General features: G+C 69.1%; 15 protein-coding genes and 1 pseudogene. 14 read left to right on the forward strand and 2 right to left on the reverse strand.

What is annotated here, in order from left to right:
• The first annotated feature begins 39 nt into the window (after positions 1 to 39).
• The 8 genes and pseudogenes from PARN5_RS0116740 (at position 40) to PARN5_RS0116775 (ending at position 8,207) form a co-directional block, all read left to right on the forward strand.
• Entirely contained in the window at positions 40 to 921 is an 882-nt protein-coding gene (locus tag PARN5_RS0116740; protein WP_018000925.1) for an MBL fold metallo-hydrolase, read from the forward strand.
• A gap of 80 nt (positions 922 to 1,001) precedes the next feature.
• Positions 1,002 to 2,291: an SDR family oxidoreductase gene (locus PARN5_RS0116745; protein ID WP_018000926.1), complete on the forward strand. Its 1,290-nt coding sequence runs from the start codon at positions 1,002 to 1,004 to the stop codon at positions 2,289 to 2,291.
• Positions 2,291 to 2,764, forward strand: coding sequence for a DUF2269 domain-containing protein (locus PARN5_RS0116750; RefSeq protein WP_018000927.1), 474 nt, complete (start codon positions 2,291 to 2,293; stop codon positions 2,762 to 2,764). Before PARN5_RS0116745 ends, PARN5_RS0116750 begins: the two co-directional genes overlap by 1 nt.
• Positions 2,765 to 2,888: 124 nt before the next feature.
• Positions 2,889 to 4,283, forward strand: coding sequence for a cytochrome b6 (locus PARN5_RS0116755; protein ID WP_018000928.1), 1,395 nt, complete (start codon positions 2,889 to 2,891; stop codon positions 4,281 to 4,283).
• Between the two features lie 11 nt (positions 4,284 to 4,294).
• Positions 4,295 to 4,882 (forward strand): DUF4142 domain-containing protein, encoded by a 588-nt coding sequence (locus tag PARN5_RS0116760; protein WP_051071057.1) that lies wholly within the window; start codon positions 4,295 to 4,297, stop codon positions 4,880 to 4,882.
• Positions 4,883 to 4,925: 43 nt separating this feature from the next.
• Positions 4,926 to 5,717 (forward strand): SDR family NAD(P)-dependent oxidoreductase, encoded by a 792-nt coding sequence (locus PARN5_RS0116765; protein ID WP_018000930.1) that lies wholly within the window; start codon positions 4,926 to 4,928, stop codon positions 5,715 to 5,717.
• Between the two features lie 19 nt (positions 5,718 to 5,736).
• A pseudogene (locus PARN5_RS24985) lies at positions 5,737 to 6,510 on the forward strand (transposase family protein); the annotation flags it as partial.
• Between the two features lie 740 nt (positions 6,511 to 7,250).
• Positions 7,251 to 8,207 carry a GlxA family transcriptional regulator gene (locus tag PARN5_RS0116775; RefSeq protein ID WP_346420789.1) on the forward strand — a complete coding sequence of 319 codons (957 nt, stop codon included), beginning with the start codon at positions 7,251 to 7,253 and terminating at the stop codon, positions 8,205 to 8,207.
• 12 nt (positions 8,208 to 8,219) lie between these two features.
• On the opposite strand, the gene PARN5_RS0116780 is transcribed toward PARN5_RS0116775, so the two are convergent.
• Both PARN5_RS0116780 and PARN5_RS0116785 read right to left on the reverse strand, forming a co-directional pair.
• Positions 8,220 to 8,912: a hypothetical protein gene (locus tag PARN5_RS0116780; protein ID WP_018000932.1), complete on the reverse strand. Its 693-nt coding sequence runs from the start codon at positions 8,910 to 8,912 to the stop codon at positions 8,220 to 8,222.
• Between the two features lie 79 nt (positions 8,913 to 8,991).
• Entirely contained in the window at positions 8,992 to 10,560 is a 1,569-nt protein-coding gene (locus PARN5_RS0116785; RefSeq protein ID WP_018000933.1) for a trimethylamine methyltransferase family protein, read from the reverse strand.
• A 212-nt stretch (positions 10,561 to 10,772) separates the two neighbouring features.
• Between PARN5_RS0116785 and PARN5_RS0116790 the strand changes: the two genes are divergently transcribed.
• From PARN5_RS0116790 to PARN5_RS0116815, 6 genes are all read left to right on the forward strand, one after another.
• Positions 10,773 to 11,468 (forward strand): cobalamin-binding protein, encoded by a 696-nt coding sequence (locus PARN5_RS0116790; protein WP_018000934.1) that lies wholly within the window; start codon positions 10,773 to 10,775, stop codon positions 11,466 to 11,468.
• Between the two features lie 30 nt (positions 11,469 to 11,498).
• Positions 11,499 to 12,209, forward strand: coding sequence for a DUF1638 domain-containing protein (locus tag PARN5_RS0116795; protein ID WP_018000935.1), 711 nt, complete (start codon positions 11,499 to 11,501; stop codon positions 12,207 to 12,209).
• Positions 12,210 to 12,398: 189 nt separating this feature from the next.
• Positions 12,399 to 12,977 (forward strand): methylenetetrahydrofolate reductase C-terminal domain-containing protein, encoded by a 579-nt coding sequence (locus tag PARN5_RS0116800; RefSeq protein ID WP_157404068.1) that lies wholly within the window; start codon positions 12,399 to 12,401, stop codon positions 12,975 to 12,977.
• Positions 12,974 to 14,086 carry a methylenetetrahydrofolate reductase gene (locus tag PARN5_RS0116805; protein ID WP_018000937.1) on the forward strand — a complete coding sequence of 371 codons (1,113 nt, stop codon included), beginning with the start codon at positions 12,974 to 12,976 and terminating at the stop codon, positions 14,084 to 14,086. The genes PARN5_RS0116800 and PARN5_RS0116805 overlap by 4 nt, the downstream gene beginning before the upstream one ends.
• Positions 14,087 to 14,116: 30 nt before the next feature.
• Entirely contained in the window at positions 14,117 to 15,076 is a 960-nt protein-coding gene (locus PARN5_RS0116810) for a methyltetrahydrofolate cobalamin methyltransferase (protein WP_018000938.1), read from the forward strand.
• Positions 15,060 to 17,135, forward strand: coding sequence for an ASKHA domain-containing protein (locus tag PARN5_RS0116815; protein WP_232419440.1), 2,076 nt, complete (start codon positions 15,060 to 15,062; stop codon positions 17,133 to 17,135). The genes PARN5_RS0116810 and PARN5_RS0116815 overlap by 17 nt, the downstream gene beginning before the upstream one ends.
• The last annotated feature ends 147 nt before the right edge of the window (positions 17,136 to 17,282 follow it).

The following is a 17,282-nucleotide window of genomic DNA, read 5'->3' on the forward strand; positions in this document are numbered from 1 at the left end:
TCGCCAAGCCCTCGTCCAAGATCCTGAGGAGAACGAAGCATGAGCAGCCAGATCCCGCTTGACGCCGCCTGCCTTGCCCCGGTCAGCGACCTGGGCGACGGGCTGAACAGCCTGACGGACGACCTAGCCTGCCTGCGCCTGTCGATCGTCAATTGCGTCTTTTACGGTCGGCCCGGCGACGGGGACTGGGTGCTGGTCGATACCGGCCTGTCCACGTCGACCAGCACGATACGCGACCGGGCCGAGCGGCGCTTCGGGTCGGGCAAGCGGCCGGCGGCCATCATCCTGACGCATGGCCATTTCGATCATGTCGGCTCGGCAGCCACCCTGGCCGAGGAATGGGACGTGCCCGTCCATGCCCATCTGCTGGAATTTCCCTATCTGAACGGGTCCGCGTCCTATCCGTCGGCGGATCCCTGGGTCGGAGGAGGGCTGATGGCGCTGCTGTCGCCGCTTTATCCTCGAGATCCCGTCGATCTGGGTGCGCGTCTGCAGGCGCTTCCCCCGGACGGGACGGTGCCCGGAATGCCCGGATGGCGCTGGCTTCACACGCCCGGCCATGCACCGGGGCATGTTTCGCTGTGGCGCGAGGCGGATCGCAGCCTGATCGCGGGCGATGCGGTGATCGCCACCGGCCAGGAGTCCGCTTACGAGGTCATGGTCCAGCAGCCCGAGATGCACGGGCCGCCGCGCTATTTCACCCCCGACTGGGACGCGGCGCGGAGCTCGGCGCAACAATTGGCCGCGCTCGAGCCGCAGCTTCTGATGACGGGTCATGGGCCGGCGCTGGCAGGCGCGGGAATGCGCGAGGCCCTGCATCGGCTGGCGCGGGATTTCGACCGCATCGCCATGCCCGCAAGCGGCCGCTATGCCCGCAATCCGGCCACGGTCGAAAACGGCGACATCTATCGCGATCCTTGACGGGAGACAGAGATGACCCTCGATAACGCCCCAGGACAAGCCAGGTCGGTTCCTCCGCTGCCTCCATTCGCCGGTGCGCCATGAAGGTGCTGGTGACAGGGGCGACCGGGCTGATCGGGCAAAGCGTCTGCGCCCGGCTTGCGGCCGATGGCCATGTCGTGGTGGGTGCAAGCCGCAGCCGGCATCCGTCCCGCTTTGGGGCCGTGTCGCAATGGGTGCGGGTGGATTTCGGGCAGGCGGGCACCCCCGAGGCCTGGCTGCCGCATCTGCATGGCATCGACGCGGTGGTGAACTGCGTCGGCGTGCTTCAAGACAACGCGCGCGAGGATACCGCCGCCGCCCATGCCAGCGGGGCCGCGGCGCTGTTTCGCGCCTGCGCGGCATCCGGCGTGCGGCGGGTGGTGCATTTCTCGGCCATCGGCGTGGATCGGCACCAGGCCTCGGCCTTTTCGGCCAGCAAGATCGAGGGCGACAGGGCGCTGATGGCGCTGGATCTCGATTGGGTCATCCTGCGGCCCTCGGTCGTGCTGGGCGGCCCGGTCTTCGGTGCCAGCGCGCTGATCCGCGGCCTGGCGGCGCTTCCGGTTCTGCCGGTGATGCCCGACACCGGCCCCTTGCAGGTGGTGGCGCTGGAGGATGTCGCCGAGACCGTGGCCCTGCTTGTCCGGCCCGACAGCCCGGCGCGGGTGGCGCTAGAACTGGCCGGGCCCGAGCGGCTGTCCTTTGCCGAGGTGGTCGCGCTTCATCGCGCCTGGCTCGGCTGGCGCCCGGCCAGGCCACTGGCGCTGCCGGGCTGGGCGGCGGGCCTGCTCTATCGGCTGGGCGATCTGGCCGGCCTGCTGGGCTGGCGCCCGCCGCTGCGCAGCACCGCCCGCCGCGAGATCCGGCACGGCGCCGTCGGCGACCCGGAGCCCTGGACGCGGATCACCGGCATCCGGCCGCGCAGCCTGGCCGAGTCCTTGCGGCTGCGCCCGGCGACGGTCCAGGACCGCTGGTTCGCCGGGCTCTATTGCATCAAGCCGGTGCTGTTCGTGGTGCTGGTGCTGTTCTGGATGCTGACGGCAGTGATTTCGCTGACCACCGGTTTCGGGAACGGGCTGGAACTGATGCATCGCGCCCAGACCGGAGCCCTGGCCGGGCCGGGCGTGGTGGCGGGGGCGCTGGCCGACGGCGCCATCGGGCTGGCGATCGCCTGGCGGCCCACGGCGCGGCGCGGGCTGTGGGCGGCGATCGCGCTGTCCTGCTTCTATATCGTTACCGGCACCCTGCTGCTGCCCGAATTGTGGAATGAGCCATTGGGCCCCTTGCTGAAGATCTGGCCGATCCTGGTCGCGCATTTCGTCGCGCTGGCGATCCTGGACGAACGCTGATGCTGTATTTCATCCTGAAATACCTGCATATCGTCGGCGCCTCGGTTCTGCTGGGAACCGGGGCGGGCATCGCCTTCTTCATGCTGCTGGCACATCTTTCCGGCGACCGGGTGCTGATCGCGGGGGTGGCGCGCATCGTCGTCATCGCGGATTTCCTGTTCACCGCCACTGCCGTCGTCGCGCAGCCCGTGACGGGATTCGCGCTGGTCTGGTACGTGGGATATGGGCTGGGCGAGCACTGGATCGTGCTGTCGCTTTTTCTCTATCTGGTGACCGGGGCCTTCTGGGTGCCGGTGGTCTGGATCCAGATGCAGATGCGCGACCTCGCGCTGGCCGCGCTGCGAGACGGGGGCGCGCTGCCGCCGCGCTATTTCCGGCTGTTCCGCACCTGGTTCGTCTTCGGCTTTCCGGCCTTCGCCGCCGTCCTGGGCATCCTGTGGCTGATGATCGCGCGGCCGCAGCAGATCTGGTAGCCATGCCCGCGCGGCGGGATCCCCCAAGGATTGTCCCGGTTGGACGCGGCCTGCGATTGCCGGGAACATTTCGACCGGGCCGTGGTTAGGGCGCCCATCTGACGCACACCGGGGAGGGGAAGTCATGTCGGCCCGTCACGCATTCGTCCTGCTTTGCGCCGCCAGCCTGGCCGGCATCTCTTCGGTCAAGGCCGATCCGCTGCCGCCCGATGCAACCTACCGGCCCTTGCCCACGATGCCCCTGTCCAGGGCCAAGGCGGTGGACGAGGCGCAAAAGCCCCAGGTGATGGAACGCCAGCGCGCGCTGCTGGAGCAGCGCTACGACCTCTCGGATCGGCCCCGGCAGGGCATGATGATGTCGGGCGGCACCAAGCCGGTCCAGGACGGCGTGCGGGTCCGGCTGCCCGAGGGCGGCAGCTGGGACGCGCTGGCCACCATGGCGCCCGCCGAGATCCGCGAGCAGGGCCTGTTGCCGCAGGGCTTCCTGCCGCTTCCGCATGTCAAGCAGGCGACCGGCGGCCAGGTCTTCCCCGCGCTGCAGATCGACGCGATCGCGCAACAGGAACAGCGCGATCTGCGCCGTTTCGACGTCGAAGCCGACCTGCCCGTCCACCTGACGCCGGAATTCCCGCCGCCGATCTTCCTGACCACGCAGCCGCAGCTGGGCGATGTCTCGCGCGGCGAGCTGCTGACCATCCGCAATTATTACGAGATCATGAATGGTCTCATCACCCCGGTGCAGATGGAGGGGTTGCGGCTGCTGCTGACGCCTTTCCCGCAGGAGGAATTCAACCAGACCGAGGATCGCAAGGTCGCCCAGCCCAGCCTGGGCGTGGCCTGCCTGGACTGCCATTCGAATTTCCACAGCAATGCGGCGTTTCACCTGACCCCGGACGTGCGGCCGCAGGCCAACCGCTTCCGCCTGGACACCACCAGCCTGCGGGGCATGTTCAACCAGCAGATCCACGGCTCGAAACGCTCGCTGCGCTCGATCGAGGATTTCACCGAATTCGAGCAGCGCACCGCCTATTTCAACGGCGACCATGTCAGCGCCACCCGCAAGGGCGTGAACCTGCCCGACCGGCCGAACCAGGTGGCGATGATGGCGCAGATGCAGAACATCATCGACTTTCCGCCGGCGCCGAAGCTCGACCCGTTCGGCCGGCTCGACCCGGCGCTGGCCAGCGAAAGCGAGCTGGCGGGCGAACAGGTCTTCCTGGGCAAGGGCCGCTGCGCCGAATGCCATCGCCCCGAGACCGCCTTCATGGACAACCAGATGCACGACCTGAAGCTGGAGCGTTTCTACAAGCCGGGTCAGGTCGTCAACGACATGGTGACGCTGCCGGACGGGCCGATCAAGACCTTCACCCTGCGCGGCATCAAGGATTCGCCGCCCTATCTGCATGACGGCCGGCTGCTGACCCTGGCCGACACGGTCGAATATTTCAACCTCGTCCTCGGCACCCGGCTGACCCAGGACGAAAAGGACGACCTGCTTGCCTATCTGCTGACCCTGTGACGGAGGACATCATGACACGCATTGCCGCTTTTCTGCTGGGCGCTGCACTGACTGCCGCTCCGGCCCTGGCCCAGATCGGCAATCCCGCCGGCATGGCCCCCGATACGCGGCTGAACGAGCCGGGCAAGCCCGCGCCGCACCAGACGAATACCCAGGATCGCCTGTTCGCGCAGCTTGCCGCCGCGGGCGGCCTGGCCGAGGTGCAGCTGGGCGAAATGGCGCGCGACAAGGCCGAGGCCGGGGGTGTGCGGGATTTTGCCGCGATGCTGGTCGAGGACCACGGCACGGCGAATGCCCGGCTGGCCGAACTGGCCGAGGCTGTGCGCATTCCCCTGCCGCAGGAGCTGGCCCCCGATCAGCAGGCGTTGCGCGAACGGCTGGAGGCGGCCGAGGGGACGGCCTTCGATCTGGCCTATGTCCGCGCGCAGGTCGTCGAGCATCAGAAAACCGCGCAGCTTCTGGCCTGGGAGGTCGGGCAGGGCCAGGACGGCGAGATGCAGCGCTTCGCGGCCGAGCTGCTGCCGGTGGTGCTGGGCCATCTGGAACAGGCGCAGCGCCTGAATGCGGAATTGAGCGGGGCCGGCGGCCCGGCACGCTGAGCAAGCCGCGCGCGACCCGCGCGGCACGAAGGAGGACGGTTTCATGACACGACTTGCCCTGGTGACCGGCGCATCCAGCGGGATCGGACTGGAGCTGGCGCGCTGCTGCGCCCGCGACGGGCTGGACCTGATCCTGGCCGCCGACGAGCCCGAGATCGAGGATGCCGCCGCGGAAATCCGCGCCATGGGACGCGAGGCGAAGGCCCTGCAGGGCGATCTCTCGGACCCGGCGGCGGTCGATCGGCTGATCGAACTGGCGGGCGCACGGCCCGTCGATTTCCTGCTCGCCAATGCCGGCCGCGGGCTGGGCCATGCCTTCATCGACCAGGACTGGCAGCAGGCGCGCCATGTGATCGACACCAATATCGTCGGCACGCTTTACCTGGTGCAGCGCATCGCGCGCGACATGGTCCGGCGCGGCAGCGGCCGCATCCTGCTGACCGGTTCGATTGCCGGTTTCATGCCGGGCACCTTCCAGGCGGTCTACAATGCCAGCAAGGCGTTCATCGATTCCTTCGCCATCGCGCTTCGCCACGAATTGCAGGACAGCGGTGTCAGCGTGACGCTGCTGATGCCCGGCGCGACCGAAACGCGCTTCTTCCAGCGTGCCGGCCTGCTCGACACCCGGATCGGCCAGGCCCGGAAAGCCGATGCCGCGGCGGTGGCCGAGGCCGGCTTCAAGGCGATGATGGCCGGCGAGGAGCAGATCGTCACCGGCTGGAAGAACAGGATGCAGGTCGCGGCGGCGCATGTGACGCCCGCCGGCATGCTTGCCGAGCAGCATCGCCGCATGGCCGAGCCGAACTCGGGGCAGGAGAGCGAAGAGGAGGGGTGACTCTCCGCCTTCAGCACCCATGGCGCGGATCTTGGGTTGTGATTTGAAGAAACCGGCGAAGGCGCTTGCGGAGGAGGTGGGGAAGGACATTCGACGGCAGACGGGCGCCGCTTCCCGGCCGAGGACAGGATCCGTGACGACAGCATCGCCGATTGCGCCGCGAGGAGGGCATCGCCCAGACTACCCTTGGTCGAAAGAGTTCATCGAGGGAGGCGTAAGCCGCCGCCGGTTCGAGGGCAACGCCGAACGGCAAGCGGGGTCAGGCCGACGACCGCCCGTGCCGCGACTATCGGCGAGGTGCAGGATCAGCACGGCGAAACCCGCGCCCTGAAAGAATGCGTGACCGACTCGATGCTGGAAAACGGCTGCTCAAGAAAGGCATATTGCCTCCGTCAAGATCATCGGCTGGGGCTGGGTGTATCGGTCGACCGTGCTCGACGACTTCTCCCGTTATGTCATGGCATGGAAGCCGTGCACCATAATGCGGGCCGGCGACGCCCGACACGCTCGAACTGGCTCTCGAAGCCTCGGGCCGTTCGCCTGCCAAGCTCGTGCAAGCCGAGGCCGCTCAGCAACAAATGGCCCGAGCTCTATCGCCGAGGAACCGGCCGAATGGATCGGCACCAAGGGCATGAGCCATGTGCGCTGCCCCGATACATTCTCGGAAAGGCAGGAGCGCTGGCACCAGGCCCGCCAGAACCGCATCCTGCTGGAAAACTGCTTCCCGCCCGGTGACCTCGAAGCCCGGATCGGAGCCTTTTCGACGAGGCAGATAACCTCATCAACAGCGCGATAGGGTCAACGGAAAGCCATCGCGCATTGGCGCTTGCGACACCGAACGCTCGCTGCATGACGTCAACCCCCAAGGCGAAGTCCGCACTCCGCCGATTCACGACGCGATCTGCGCCAAATGTTCTGAGGACGGACAAGTCCCACGAACGGTGCCGTCGTGCAGGGGGTATTGCAGGAGATAGGCTTGTCCGGAACCCCGCAGGAACCTGACAGGACAGGAAAGGCTCGTGTGGCGTCTCAGGAGCCTCGGCGGGCTGGGCAATTTGGCGCTTGAAAAGTGAGTGATCAGAGGCTTGCGTGCAGCCCCGCCATTATCCGGGCAGGCATGCCCATCCATCGCTTCGGCGGGCCATGCTCCCGAGCCGCGCCACAATCCCTTGCGATTGACGCTTGGGGCGCATGACAGGCGGTTTGCCATGGTTCCTGGAAGAGAAGGGGCGCAGGCGCTCCTTTCGGTCAACCGGAAAGGTTGCTCATCCTCGCCTCTGTCAAATCCCGCAACCTCTGTTCCCGCTGCGGAGATGACCGCGGGTCGAACAAAGGCTTTTGCGGCGGCCATCGGTCTGCGAGCCGACGCCCCCGGCGGCATCATGCCGCAGCGGCGCGGCTTGGCGCGCTATTGACCGGACCGGCCTTTCCGCCAAGCTGGAACGGCCGCGGCATCCGATGCAGGCGGCCTGTTCGGGGGGAACACCACAGTTGTCACAAGTCGGCGCTGTCAAGCGTTCGATCGTTTTCTTCATGGTGCCGGAATTCACCATGATGGCCTTCGCCAGCGCGCTTGAACCATTGCGTGCAGCCAATCGCATGCTGGGCTACGATGCCTATCGCTGGCGGCTGGCCAGCCTCGATGGTCGGCCGGTGCAGGCCTCGAACGGGGTCGAATGCCATGTGGATACCTCGATCGAGGATGAAAGGCGCAAACTGGCGGGGCCGGACCGTCCGTCCATGGTGATCGTCTGCTCTGGCCTGGGGATCGAGAGCTATCAGCCGAAGCCGGTCCTGACCCTGCTGCGCGAGGTGAACAGCCGCAAGATCGCCATCGGCGGGTTGTGCACCGGGGCCTATGTGCTGGCCCGCGCCGGGCTGCTCGCCGGCCGGCGCTGCGCGCTGCACTGGGAAAACCTCGCGGGCTTTTCCGAGACCTTCCCCGCGGCCGATGCCTATGCCGACCTGTTCGAGGTGGACGGCACCATCTACACCTGCGCGGGCGGCACGGCGGCGCTCGACATGATGCTGCACCTGATCGGCGAGGATTTCGACGAGGCGCTGCTGAGCCGGGTCTGCGAGCAACTGCTGACCGACCGCATCCGCAGCCCGGGCGACCGCCAGCGCCTGCCGCTGCGGGCGCGGCTGGGCGTGCAGAACCCCAAGGTGCTGAGCGTCATCGAGCTGATGGAGGCGAACTTGGCCGAGCCGCTGTCGCTGGCCGGGCTGGCCGCCCATGTCGGCCTGTCGCGCCGCCAGATCGAGCGGCTGTTCGACAAGGAGATGGGCCGCTCTCCGGCACGCTATTACCTCGAGATTCGGCTGGACCGCGCCCGGCACCTGCTGATGCAATCCTCGCTGCCGGTGATCGAGGTAGCGGTGGCCTGCGGCTTCGTCTCGGCCTCGCATTTCGCGAAATGCTACCGTGAGCTCTATGCGCTTTCCCCGCATGAGGAGCGGGGCGAACGCAAGGCGCTGGTCCTGCCCTGACCCGGCCCGGCTTCATGCGCCGGTGAAGGCGCGCTGGTGAAAGGCCAGGACCTCGGCCGGATAGCGCCATGCGCGGCCGTGCGGGCAGGCGTCGCGCGCGCGGCATTGCCGGGCGCAGGCGCCGCCGCGCGGGCCGCGGGCATGGGCGATGCAGGCCGCGGCGGCAAAGCCGGCGGCCGAATGGGCTGCAACCGGGCAGGCGCGCAGGCAGGGCTTTGCGGCACAGGAATCGCAGGGATGGCCGCCGGACCCGTCCAGCCCGCGCAGCGCCGTGCCGGGCAGCGGGGCGTCGAACAGCAGCGCCCCGCGATAGGCGTGCCACAGGCCGAAGCGCGGGTGCATCAGCAACCCCAGCGGCGAGGGCCTCAGCCCGCCGGCCCGCATGGCCCATTGCTGGAACGGGGCAAAGGGCCGGTCGCCGGGCATCACCACCCGGGCGCCGACCAGCGCCGCCGCCTGCGCGATCACCGCGCGCGACCAGCGGTCCAGCGGGTTTGCGGGTGGCACCGCCTGGCGGTCCAGCCATTGCCTGAACACCGGCCAGTAGCCCGCGCCCGCATTCCCGACCAGCAGCACCGCCGCCGCCGGGGCGCCGCCGGGGCCGGGGGGCCGCGGCTCCCCCGGTTCGAAGTTCAGGCCGCCGCGCAGCACCAGGCCGCTGGGGGCCAGCGCGGCGGCCGCGCGTGCGGGCCGGTCAGCCGCCATCGCGCGGGCGGACCTGGTTGCGCCAGACCTCGTTATGCATCAGCTCCGCGACCCTGTCGCGTATCGAGGCCGGCGGCTTTCATGTGAAGGCATCCGGCATCGAGGCTTTCTTGCGCGCCACGTAATCGTCCAGGCTGTCGCGAATGCCGGGGTCCAGCGGCGGGGCCTCGTGGCTGTCCAGCCAGCGCCGCGCGATCGCGCCCGCGCGCTGCGGGGCGGTCTTCTCGCCCTCGGCCTGCCATTGCTCGAACGAGTTGTTGTCGGCCACGATCGAGCGATAGAAGGCGGTCTGGAAATTCGCCTGGGTATGGGCGCAACCCAGGTAGTGGCTGCCGGGGCCCACCTCGCGGATCGCATCCAGCGCCTGGCCGTTTTCCGACAGGTCGACGCCCTGGGCCAGCTTCTGCGCGACGCCCAGCTGGTCCACGTCCATGATGAACTTCTCGTAGCAGGCGGACAGCCCGCCTTCGAGCCAGCCGGCCGCGTGCAGCACGAAATTCGCGCCGCAGAGCAGGGTCGAGTTCAGCGTATTGGCGCTTTCATAGGCCGCCTGCGCATCCGGGATCTTCGCCGCGCAAAGCGAGCCGCCGGTGCGGAACGGCAGGCCCAGCCGCCGCGCCAGCTGCGCCGCGCCATAGGACACCAGCGCGGGTTCCGGCGTGCCGAAGGTGGGCGCCCCCGACTGCATCGAGATCGACGAGGCGAAGGTGCCGAACAGCACCGGCGCGCCGGGCCGCACCAGCTGGGTGAAGGCGGCGCCCGCCAGCACCTCGGCCAGCACCTGCGTCAGCGTGCCCGCCACCGTCACCGGGCTCATGGCGCCGGCCAGGATGAAGGGCGTGACGATGCAGGCCTGGTTGGCCCGGGCATAGACCTTGGCCGCGCCCAGCATGGTGTCGTCGAAGACCATGGGCGAGTTCGCGTTGATCAGGCTGACGGTCACGGTGTTCTGGTCGACGAAACCTTCGCCGAACAGCAGCCTGGCCATGGCGACGGTGTCCTCGGCCCGCTCGGGCGCGGTGACCGAGCCCATGAAGGGCTTGTCCGACAGCGTCATATGCGCCAGCAGCATGTCCAGGTGGCGCTTGTTCACCGGCACGTCCACCGGCTCGCAGACCGTGCCGCCGGAATGGTGCATCGAGGGCGCCAGATAGGCCAGCTTCACGAAATTCCGGAAATCCTCCAGCGTGGCATAGCGCCGGTTGCCGTCCAGGTCGCGCACGAAGGGCGGGCCATAGACCGGGGCGAAGACCGTCGCATCGCCGCCGATCTGCACCGAGCGCGCGGGGTTCCTCGCATGCTGGGTAAAGACCGAAGGCGCGGTCTTCAGCAGCGCCCGCGGCAGCCCTTTCGGAAAGTGGACGCGCTGGCCGCGCACATCGGCGCCCGCCGCCCTCCACATCGCAAGCGCCTCGGCGTCGTCGCGGAATTCGATGCCGATCTCCTCCAGCACCGTGTCGGCATTGGCCTCGATCAGGGCCAGGCCTTCCTCGTTCAGCACCTCGTAAGAGGGCACCTGGCGCCTGATATAGGTCAGTTGCGCGCCCGGTCCGCCCCCGGCCCGTGCCGCGCGCCGGGCCGAGGCCCCGCGCTCGCCCCGGCCGCGCCTGCTGCCGGTGTCCTCTGCCGTCGTCACGCTATCCGTCATGCAGTGATTCCCGTCTCCCCCCACGGCCACAGCGCCGTGCTGGCTGTGGATTGTAGCCAGGCCCGGCGCGCGGACCGGCCTGGCTGCGGCAGCGGCTGTCGCAATCCGGACAGTGGGGCGGCGGGGCGCTGCGCTATACCGGGCGCATCACCAGTCGGCGCGCTGGCCGGATGCGGAAACAGGCGCCCCTTGCAACCTTCTGGAGTCCAGCCATGTCCGACGACGACATCAGCGTTGCCGACCTGCCCGACGACGACCTGGTGCAGCAGATGCACGACGACCTCTATGACGGCCTGAAGGAAGAGATCGAGGAAGGCACCACCATCCTGCTGGAGCGCGGCTGGACGCCCTATGACGTGCTGACCAAGGCCCTGGTCGAGGGCATGCGCATCGTCGGCGAGGATTTCCGCGACGGCATCCTGTTCGTGCCGGAGGTGCTCTTGTCGGCCAATGCCATGAAGGCGGGCATGACCATCCTGCGCCCGCTTTTGGCCGCGACAGATGCGCCCAAGCAGGGCAAGCTGCTGATCGGCACCGTCAAGGGCGACATCCACGACATCGGCAAGAACCTGGTCGGCATGATGATGGAGGGTGCCGGCTTCGACGTCGTGGACATCGGCATCAACAATCCGGTGGAAAGCTATCTGGCCGCCATCGAAGAGCACCAGCCCGACATCCTGGGCATGTCGGCGCTGCTGACCACGACCATGCCCTATATGAAGGTGGTGATCGACGCCCTGGAGGAAAAAGGCATCCGCGACCGGCTGACCGTGCTGGTCGGCGGCGCGCCGCTGAACGAGGATTTCGGCAAGGCCGTGGGCGCCGACGCCTATTGCCGCGACGCCGCCATCACCGTCGAGATGGCCAAGGACTTCATGACGCGCAAGCACAACAGCCGCGCGGCCTGAAGCGGGACGCAAGGAGGGCAGGGAGGGGACATGGAACAGGCAGGGCGCGGCCGCGCGGCAAGGCCGAAGGTCCGTCGGGCCGCGACGGCGCCCCTGCCGGCCCGGGCCGCGGTCCGGGCGGAGGGTCCGCCGCCGGCGCCGGACAAGGTGCTGGTCATCGCCTGCGGCATGCTGGCGTGCGAGATCCTCGCGATCCGGCAGCAGATGGGCCTGGAGCATCTGGTGCTGAAGTGCCTGCCGGCCGAGCTGCATTTCCACCCCCAGCGCATTGCGGCCGCCGTGGATGCGGCGATCGTTGCCGCGCGGGCCGAGGGCTATTGCCATATCTTCGTCGGCTATGCCGATTGCGGCAGCGGCGGCATGCTCGACAAGGTGCTGGCGCGGCAGGGCGTGGCCCGGCTGGCGGGGCCGCATTGCTTTGCCGTCTACCAGGGCGCAGCAGCCTTCGCCGCGGTGGCGGATGCCGATGTGACCGCCTTCTACATGACCGACTTCCTCTGCCGCCAGTTCGACGCCTTCTTCGTGCGGCCGCTGGGGTTGGACCGGCACCCGGAGCTGGCGCGGGACTTCTTCGGCAATTACCGCAAGGTCGTCTATCTGGCGCAGACCGAGGATCCGGCGCTGGAGCAGGTGGCGCGCGATGCCGCCGCCATGCTGGGCTTGGCCTATGAAAGCCGGCTGACGCGCTATGGCGATCTGGCCCCGGCGCTGCAAGCTGCGGCACTGCGCCGCGGGGGATGAAGCGTCGCTTTTGAAGCTGCCGCCGTCGCGGCGCGGATAGCGGGGCAGATGCCATTTCGGCGATGCTCGCCCCCAAGGAAGGGGAGATCCACTCCCAGGACGATGCCAAGGCCGCCCGGCAAGGCGGCCGCGGCGCCCAGGCTTTCGCGCGGAACCCGCAGGTGTTCCTTGACCCAGGCAGGAAAGAGCATGTCCGACCAGACCCATCGTGCAATGATCCCGGCGGCCGGCCAGGGCCGCGTGCCACAGGCGCCGAGGCCCGGGCGGCCGGCGCAAGGCGCGCGGCCCGGGCGCGGCTATGCGGTCAGGCTGTGGTCGGTGCGCCATGCCCGCGGCCTCGAATGGTTCTATCGCCGCTTCGCCCGAACCGTCCTGCTGTTGCATCCGCTGTGGGCGGCGCTGGGCTATGGCCGGGTCGAAAGGCCGGTGCGTTTCGTCGAGCGGCAGGTCAAGGGCTTCATGTTCGACTGCCGGATGTGCGGGCAATGCGTGCTGTCCTCGACCGGCATGTCCTGCCCGATGAACTGCCCCAAGCAGCTGCGCAACGGTCCCTGCGGCGGCGTGCGCGCCAACGGGCATTGCGAGGTCAGGCCCGACATGCCCTGCGTCTGGGTCAAGGCCTGGGAGGGCTCGCGTCGCATGGTGCAGGGCGACGCCATCATGACGGTGCAGAAGCCGCTGGACCGGACGCTGGCCGGCTCCTCGTCCTGGCTGCGCGTGACCGCCCAGGCCGCCGCCGAGCGCGACCGCCGGGAGGGTGCCGCATGAGCCCGCACCATGACGAGAACCCCGCCGGCGCGCATCTGCCGCTGGAGCCGCTGCCCGGCCATGCCTCGCGCGGGCGGCTGGAGCGGGTGCTGCGGCGCGGCGAATTCGCCGTCACCACCGAGCTGAACCCGCCCGACAGCGCCGATCCGCAGGATGTCTACGACCGCGCCGCCGTCTTCGACGGCTGGGTGGACGGGATCAATGCCGTCGATGCCTCGGGGGCGAATTGCCATATGTCCTCGGTCGGGATCTGCGCGCTACTGACCCGCATGGGCTATGCGCCGATCTACCAGATCTCGTGCCGCGACCGGAACCGCATCGCCATCCAGGGCGACGTGCTGGGTGCCGCCGCCATGGGGGTGCAGAACGTGCTGTGCCTGACCGGCGACGGCGTGCAGGCGGGCGACCAGCCGGGCGCGAAGCCGGTGTTCGATCTGGACTGCATGTCGCTGATGGAAACGATCCGCACCATGCGCGACCAGGGCCGGCTCCTGTCCGGCCGCAAGCTGACCACGCCGCCCGCGATGTTCCTGGGCGCGGCGATCAACCCCTTCGCGCCGCCCTGCGACTTCCGGCCGCTGCGGCTGGCCAAGAAGATCGCCGCCGGGGCGCAATTCGTGCAAAGCCAGTATTGCTTCGACGTGCCGATGTTTCGCGACTACATGGCCCGGGTCCGCGACCTGGGCCTGCACGAGCAATGCTTCATCCTGTGCGGCGTCGGGCCGCTGACCTCGGCCCGGACCGCGCGCTGGATGCGGGCCAATGTGCCGGGTGTGCATATTCCCGACGCGGTGATCGCGCGGCTGGAAGGCGCCGCCGACCGGAAGCGCGAGGGCAAGCGGCTCTGCATCGACATCATCGACGAGGTGAAGGAGATCGCGGGCGTCGCCGGCATCCATGTCATGGCCTATCGGCAAGAGGAATACGTGGCCGAGATCGTCCACGATTCGGGCGTGCTGAAGGGCCGGCGCCCCTGGCGCTCCGAGCCCAGGGCCGACGACGCCTTGGTCGCCGGCCGACTGGACCACATCCTGCACGACGACCGCGCCGAGACGCCGCAGCAGATCCTGACGGATGCGCAGGCGGCACCGCATCCCGCCATACCCTGACACAACCATCCATTCCGAAAGGAAACACCCATGACCCGCACCATCGTCGCCTCGGCGACCCGGGAAATCGCCATCGGCTTCGACCAGCCCTTCTGCGTCATCGGCGAGCGCATCAACCCCACCGGCCGCAAGAAGCTGGCGGCCGAGATGGTCGAGGGCAATTTCGCCACCGTGCGCCGGGATGCGCTGGAGCAGGTGGCCGCGGGCGCGACCATGCTGGACATCAACGCGGGCGTGACCGCCGTCGATCCCAACGCCACCGAGCCGGGGCTGATGGTGCAGACGCTGCAGATCGTGCAGGAGCTGGTGGACATCCCGCTGGCCATCGATTCCTCAGTCACCGCCGCCATCGAGGCCGGGCTGAAGGTCGCGCGCGGCCGCCCCCTCATCAACTCGGTCACCGGCGAGGAGGACAAGCTGGAGGCGATCCTGCCGCTGGCGCGCAAATACGACGTGCCCGTGGTCGCGATCTCGAACGACGAGACCGGGATTTCCATGGACCCCGACGTGCGCTTCGAGGTCGCGAGGAAGATCGTCCAGCGCGCCATGGACCACGGCATCCGACCCGAGGACGTGGTGGTCGATCCGCTGGTGATGCCGATCGGCGCGCTGGGGGACGCCGGGCTGCAGGTCTTTGCCCTGCTGCGCCGGCTGCGCGAGGAGCTGAAGGTGAACACGACCTGCGGCCTCTCGAACATCTCCTTCGGCCTGCCGCATCGTCACGGCATCAATGCAGGCTTCATTCCCATGGTCATCGGCGCCGGCATGACCAGCGCCATCATGAACCCCTGCCGCCCGCAGGAGATGGAAGCCGTGCGCGCCGCCAATGTGCTGGCCGGCGTCGACAAGGACTGCGGCAACTGGATCCGCACCTACAAGGATTTCCGCCCCGGCGAACATGCCGCGCCCGCCGCGCTGCCGCTGGACGGCGCGGCAGCCGGCGCGCGCCGGCGCGGCGGCCGGGCGGCCCGGCTTGGCGCGCCCGCCTGACGCCATGGCGACCGGCCCGAAAGACCCGCTGGTCCTGTTCATGCCCTCGGGCAAGCGCGGGCGCTTTCCGGTCGGGACCAGCCTGCTGGACGCCGCGCGCCAGCTTGGCGTGCATGTCGAAAGCGTCTGCGGCGGCCGCGCCAGCTGCGGCCGCTGCCAGGTCGCGGTGCAGGAGGGCAGATTCGCCAAGTTCGGCATCATCTCGTCCTGCGACCACGTCTCGGCCCGAGGGGCCAAGGAGGAACGCTATGACCGCCTGCGCGGCCTGCCCACGGGGCGGCGCCTGGCCTGCTCGGCCACCGTGCTGGGCGACCTGGTGGTGGACGTGCCGCAGGATACGGTGGTCAACGCGCCGCTGGTGCGCAAACCCGCCGGCGACCGCGTCATCGCGCGCGACCCGGCGATCCGGCTGTGCCATGTCGAGGTGGACCAGCCCGACATGCACCAGCCGCTGGGCGATCTCGACCGGCTCAAGGCGGTGCTGGCGCGGGACTGGGGCATCCGCGACCCGGTGGTGCCGCTGCGGCTGCTGCCCGGCTTGCAGAAGACCCTGCGCCGGGAAGGCTGGGGCGTCACCGTCGCCGTGCATCGGGACGAGGACGCGCGCCCGGAAATCCTCGCGCTCTGGCCCGGCCTGCACAACCAGGCCTATGGCATCGCCTGCGACATCGGCTCGACCACCATCGCGCTGCATCTGGTGTCGCTGCTCTCGGGTCGGGTGCTGGCCTCGGCCGGTGCCCCGAACCCGCAGATCCGCTTCGGCGAGGACCTGATGAGCCGGGTGTCCTATGTGATGATGAACCCCGACGGGCGCGAAGCGATGACGCAAGCCGTGCGTGAGGCGCTGAACGGGTTGATCGCCAAGGTCTGCGCCGAGGGCGGCGTCGATTCGGACAATATCCTGGATGCGGTCTTCGTCGCCAATCCGATCATGCACCACCTGTTCCTGGGCATCGACCCGACCGAGCTGGGCCAGGCGCCCTTTGCCCTGGCCGTGTCGGGCGCGGTGCAGACCACCATGGCCGAGCTGGGGCTTTCCGCCAATGCCGGGGCGCGCGCCTATCTGCTGCCCTGCATCGCCGGGCATGTCGGGGCGGATGCTGCCGGGGCCACGCTGGCCGAAGGCCCGCACCGGCAGGACCGCATGATGCTGCTGGTCGACATCGGCACCAATGCCGAGATCGTGCTGGGCAATGCCGCCCGCATCGTCGCGGCCTCCTCGCCCACCGGCCCGGCCTTCGAGGGCGCCGAGATCTCCTGCGGCCAGCGCGCCGCCCCCGGCGCGATCGAGCGGGTGCGCATCGACCCCGACACGCTGGAGCCGCGCTTTCGCATCATCGGCTCGGATCTGTGGTCGGATGCGCCGGGCTTTGCCGCGGATGCGGCCCGGCTGGGCGTCACCGGCCTCTGCGGCTCGGCCATCATCGAGGTCGTGGCCGAGATGTATCTCTCGGGCATCCTGTCGGCGGAGGGCGTCATCGGCGGTGCGCAGGCGGCGCGCAGCCCGCGGATCGTTCCGAACGGGCGCACCTTCTCCTATCTGCTGCACGACGGCCAGCCGCGCATCGCCGTCACGCAGAACGACGTGCGCGCGGTCCAGCTGGCCAAGGCCGCGCTTTACGCCGGCATCCGGCTGCTGATGGAAAAGCAGGGCGTGGCGGCGGTGGACACGATCCGGCTGGCCGGGGCCTTCGGCTCGTTCATCGACCCGAAATATGCCATGGTGCTGGGCCTGATCCCGGATTGCGACCTGGCCGAGGTCCGGGCGGTCGGCAATGCCGCCGGAACCGGCGCGATGATGGCGCTGCTGAACCGCGGCCACCGGCGCGAGATCGAGCGGACGGTGCAGCGCATCGAGAAGATCGAGACTGCGCTCGAGCCGCATTTCCAGCAGTTTTTCGTGGACGCCATGGGCCTGCCGCACAAGGTCGACGCCTTTCCGCACCTGGCGCGCGAGATGGCCTTGCCACCGCGCGGCCATCCCGGCGACGCCGCGCCCGGGGACAGCCCGCGCCGGCGGCGCGAGAACCGCGCGACCCGCCGCCGCGATCGCGCCTGAGGCGCGGCCTGTCAGCATGGGCCGGTCTCTTGCGCGGGTCCACGGGCTTCTTCCGGTGCCGGACGACTTGGGCGATGCCGCAGCATCCGGGGGAGCCATACCGGACGGCTCGTTGATCCGGCAGGCCCATTGCGGCGGGTCCGTCGC

This window comes from Paracoccus sp. N5 (genome assembly GCF_000371965.1).
In the GTDB taxonomy this organism is placed as follows: domain Bacteria; phylum Pseudomonadota; class Alphaproteobacteria; order Rhodobacterales; family Rhodobacteraceae; genus Paracoccus.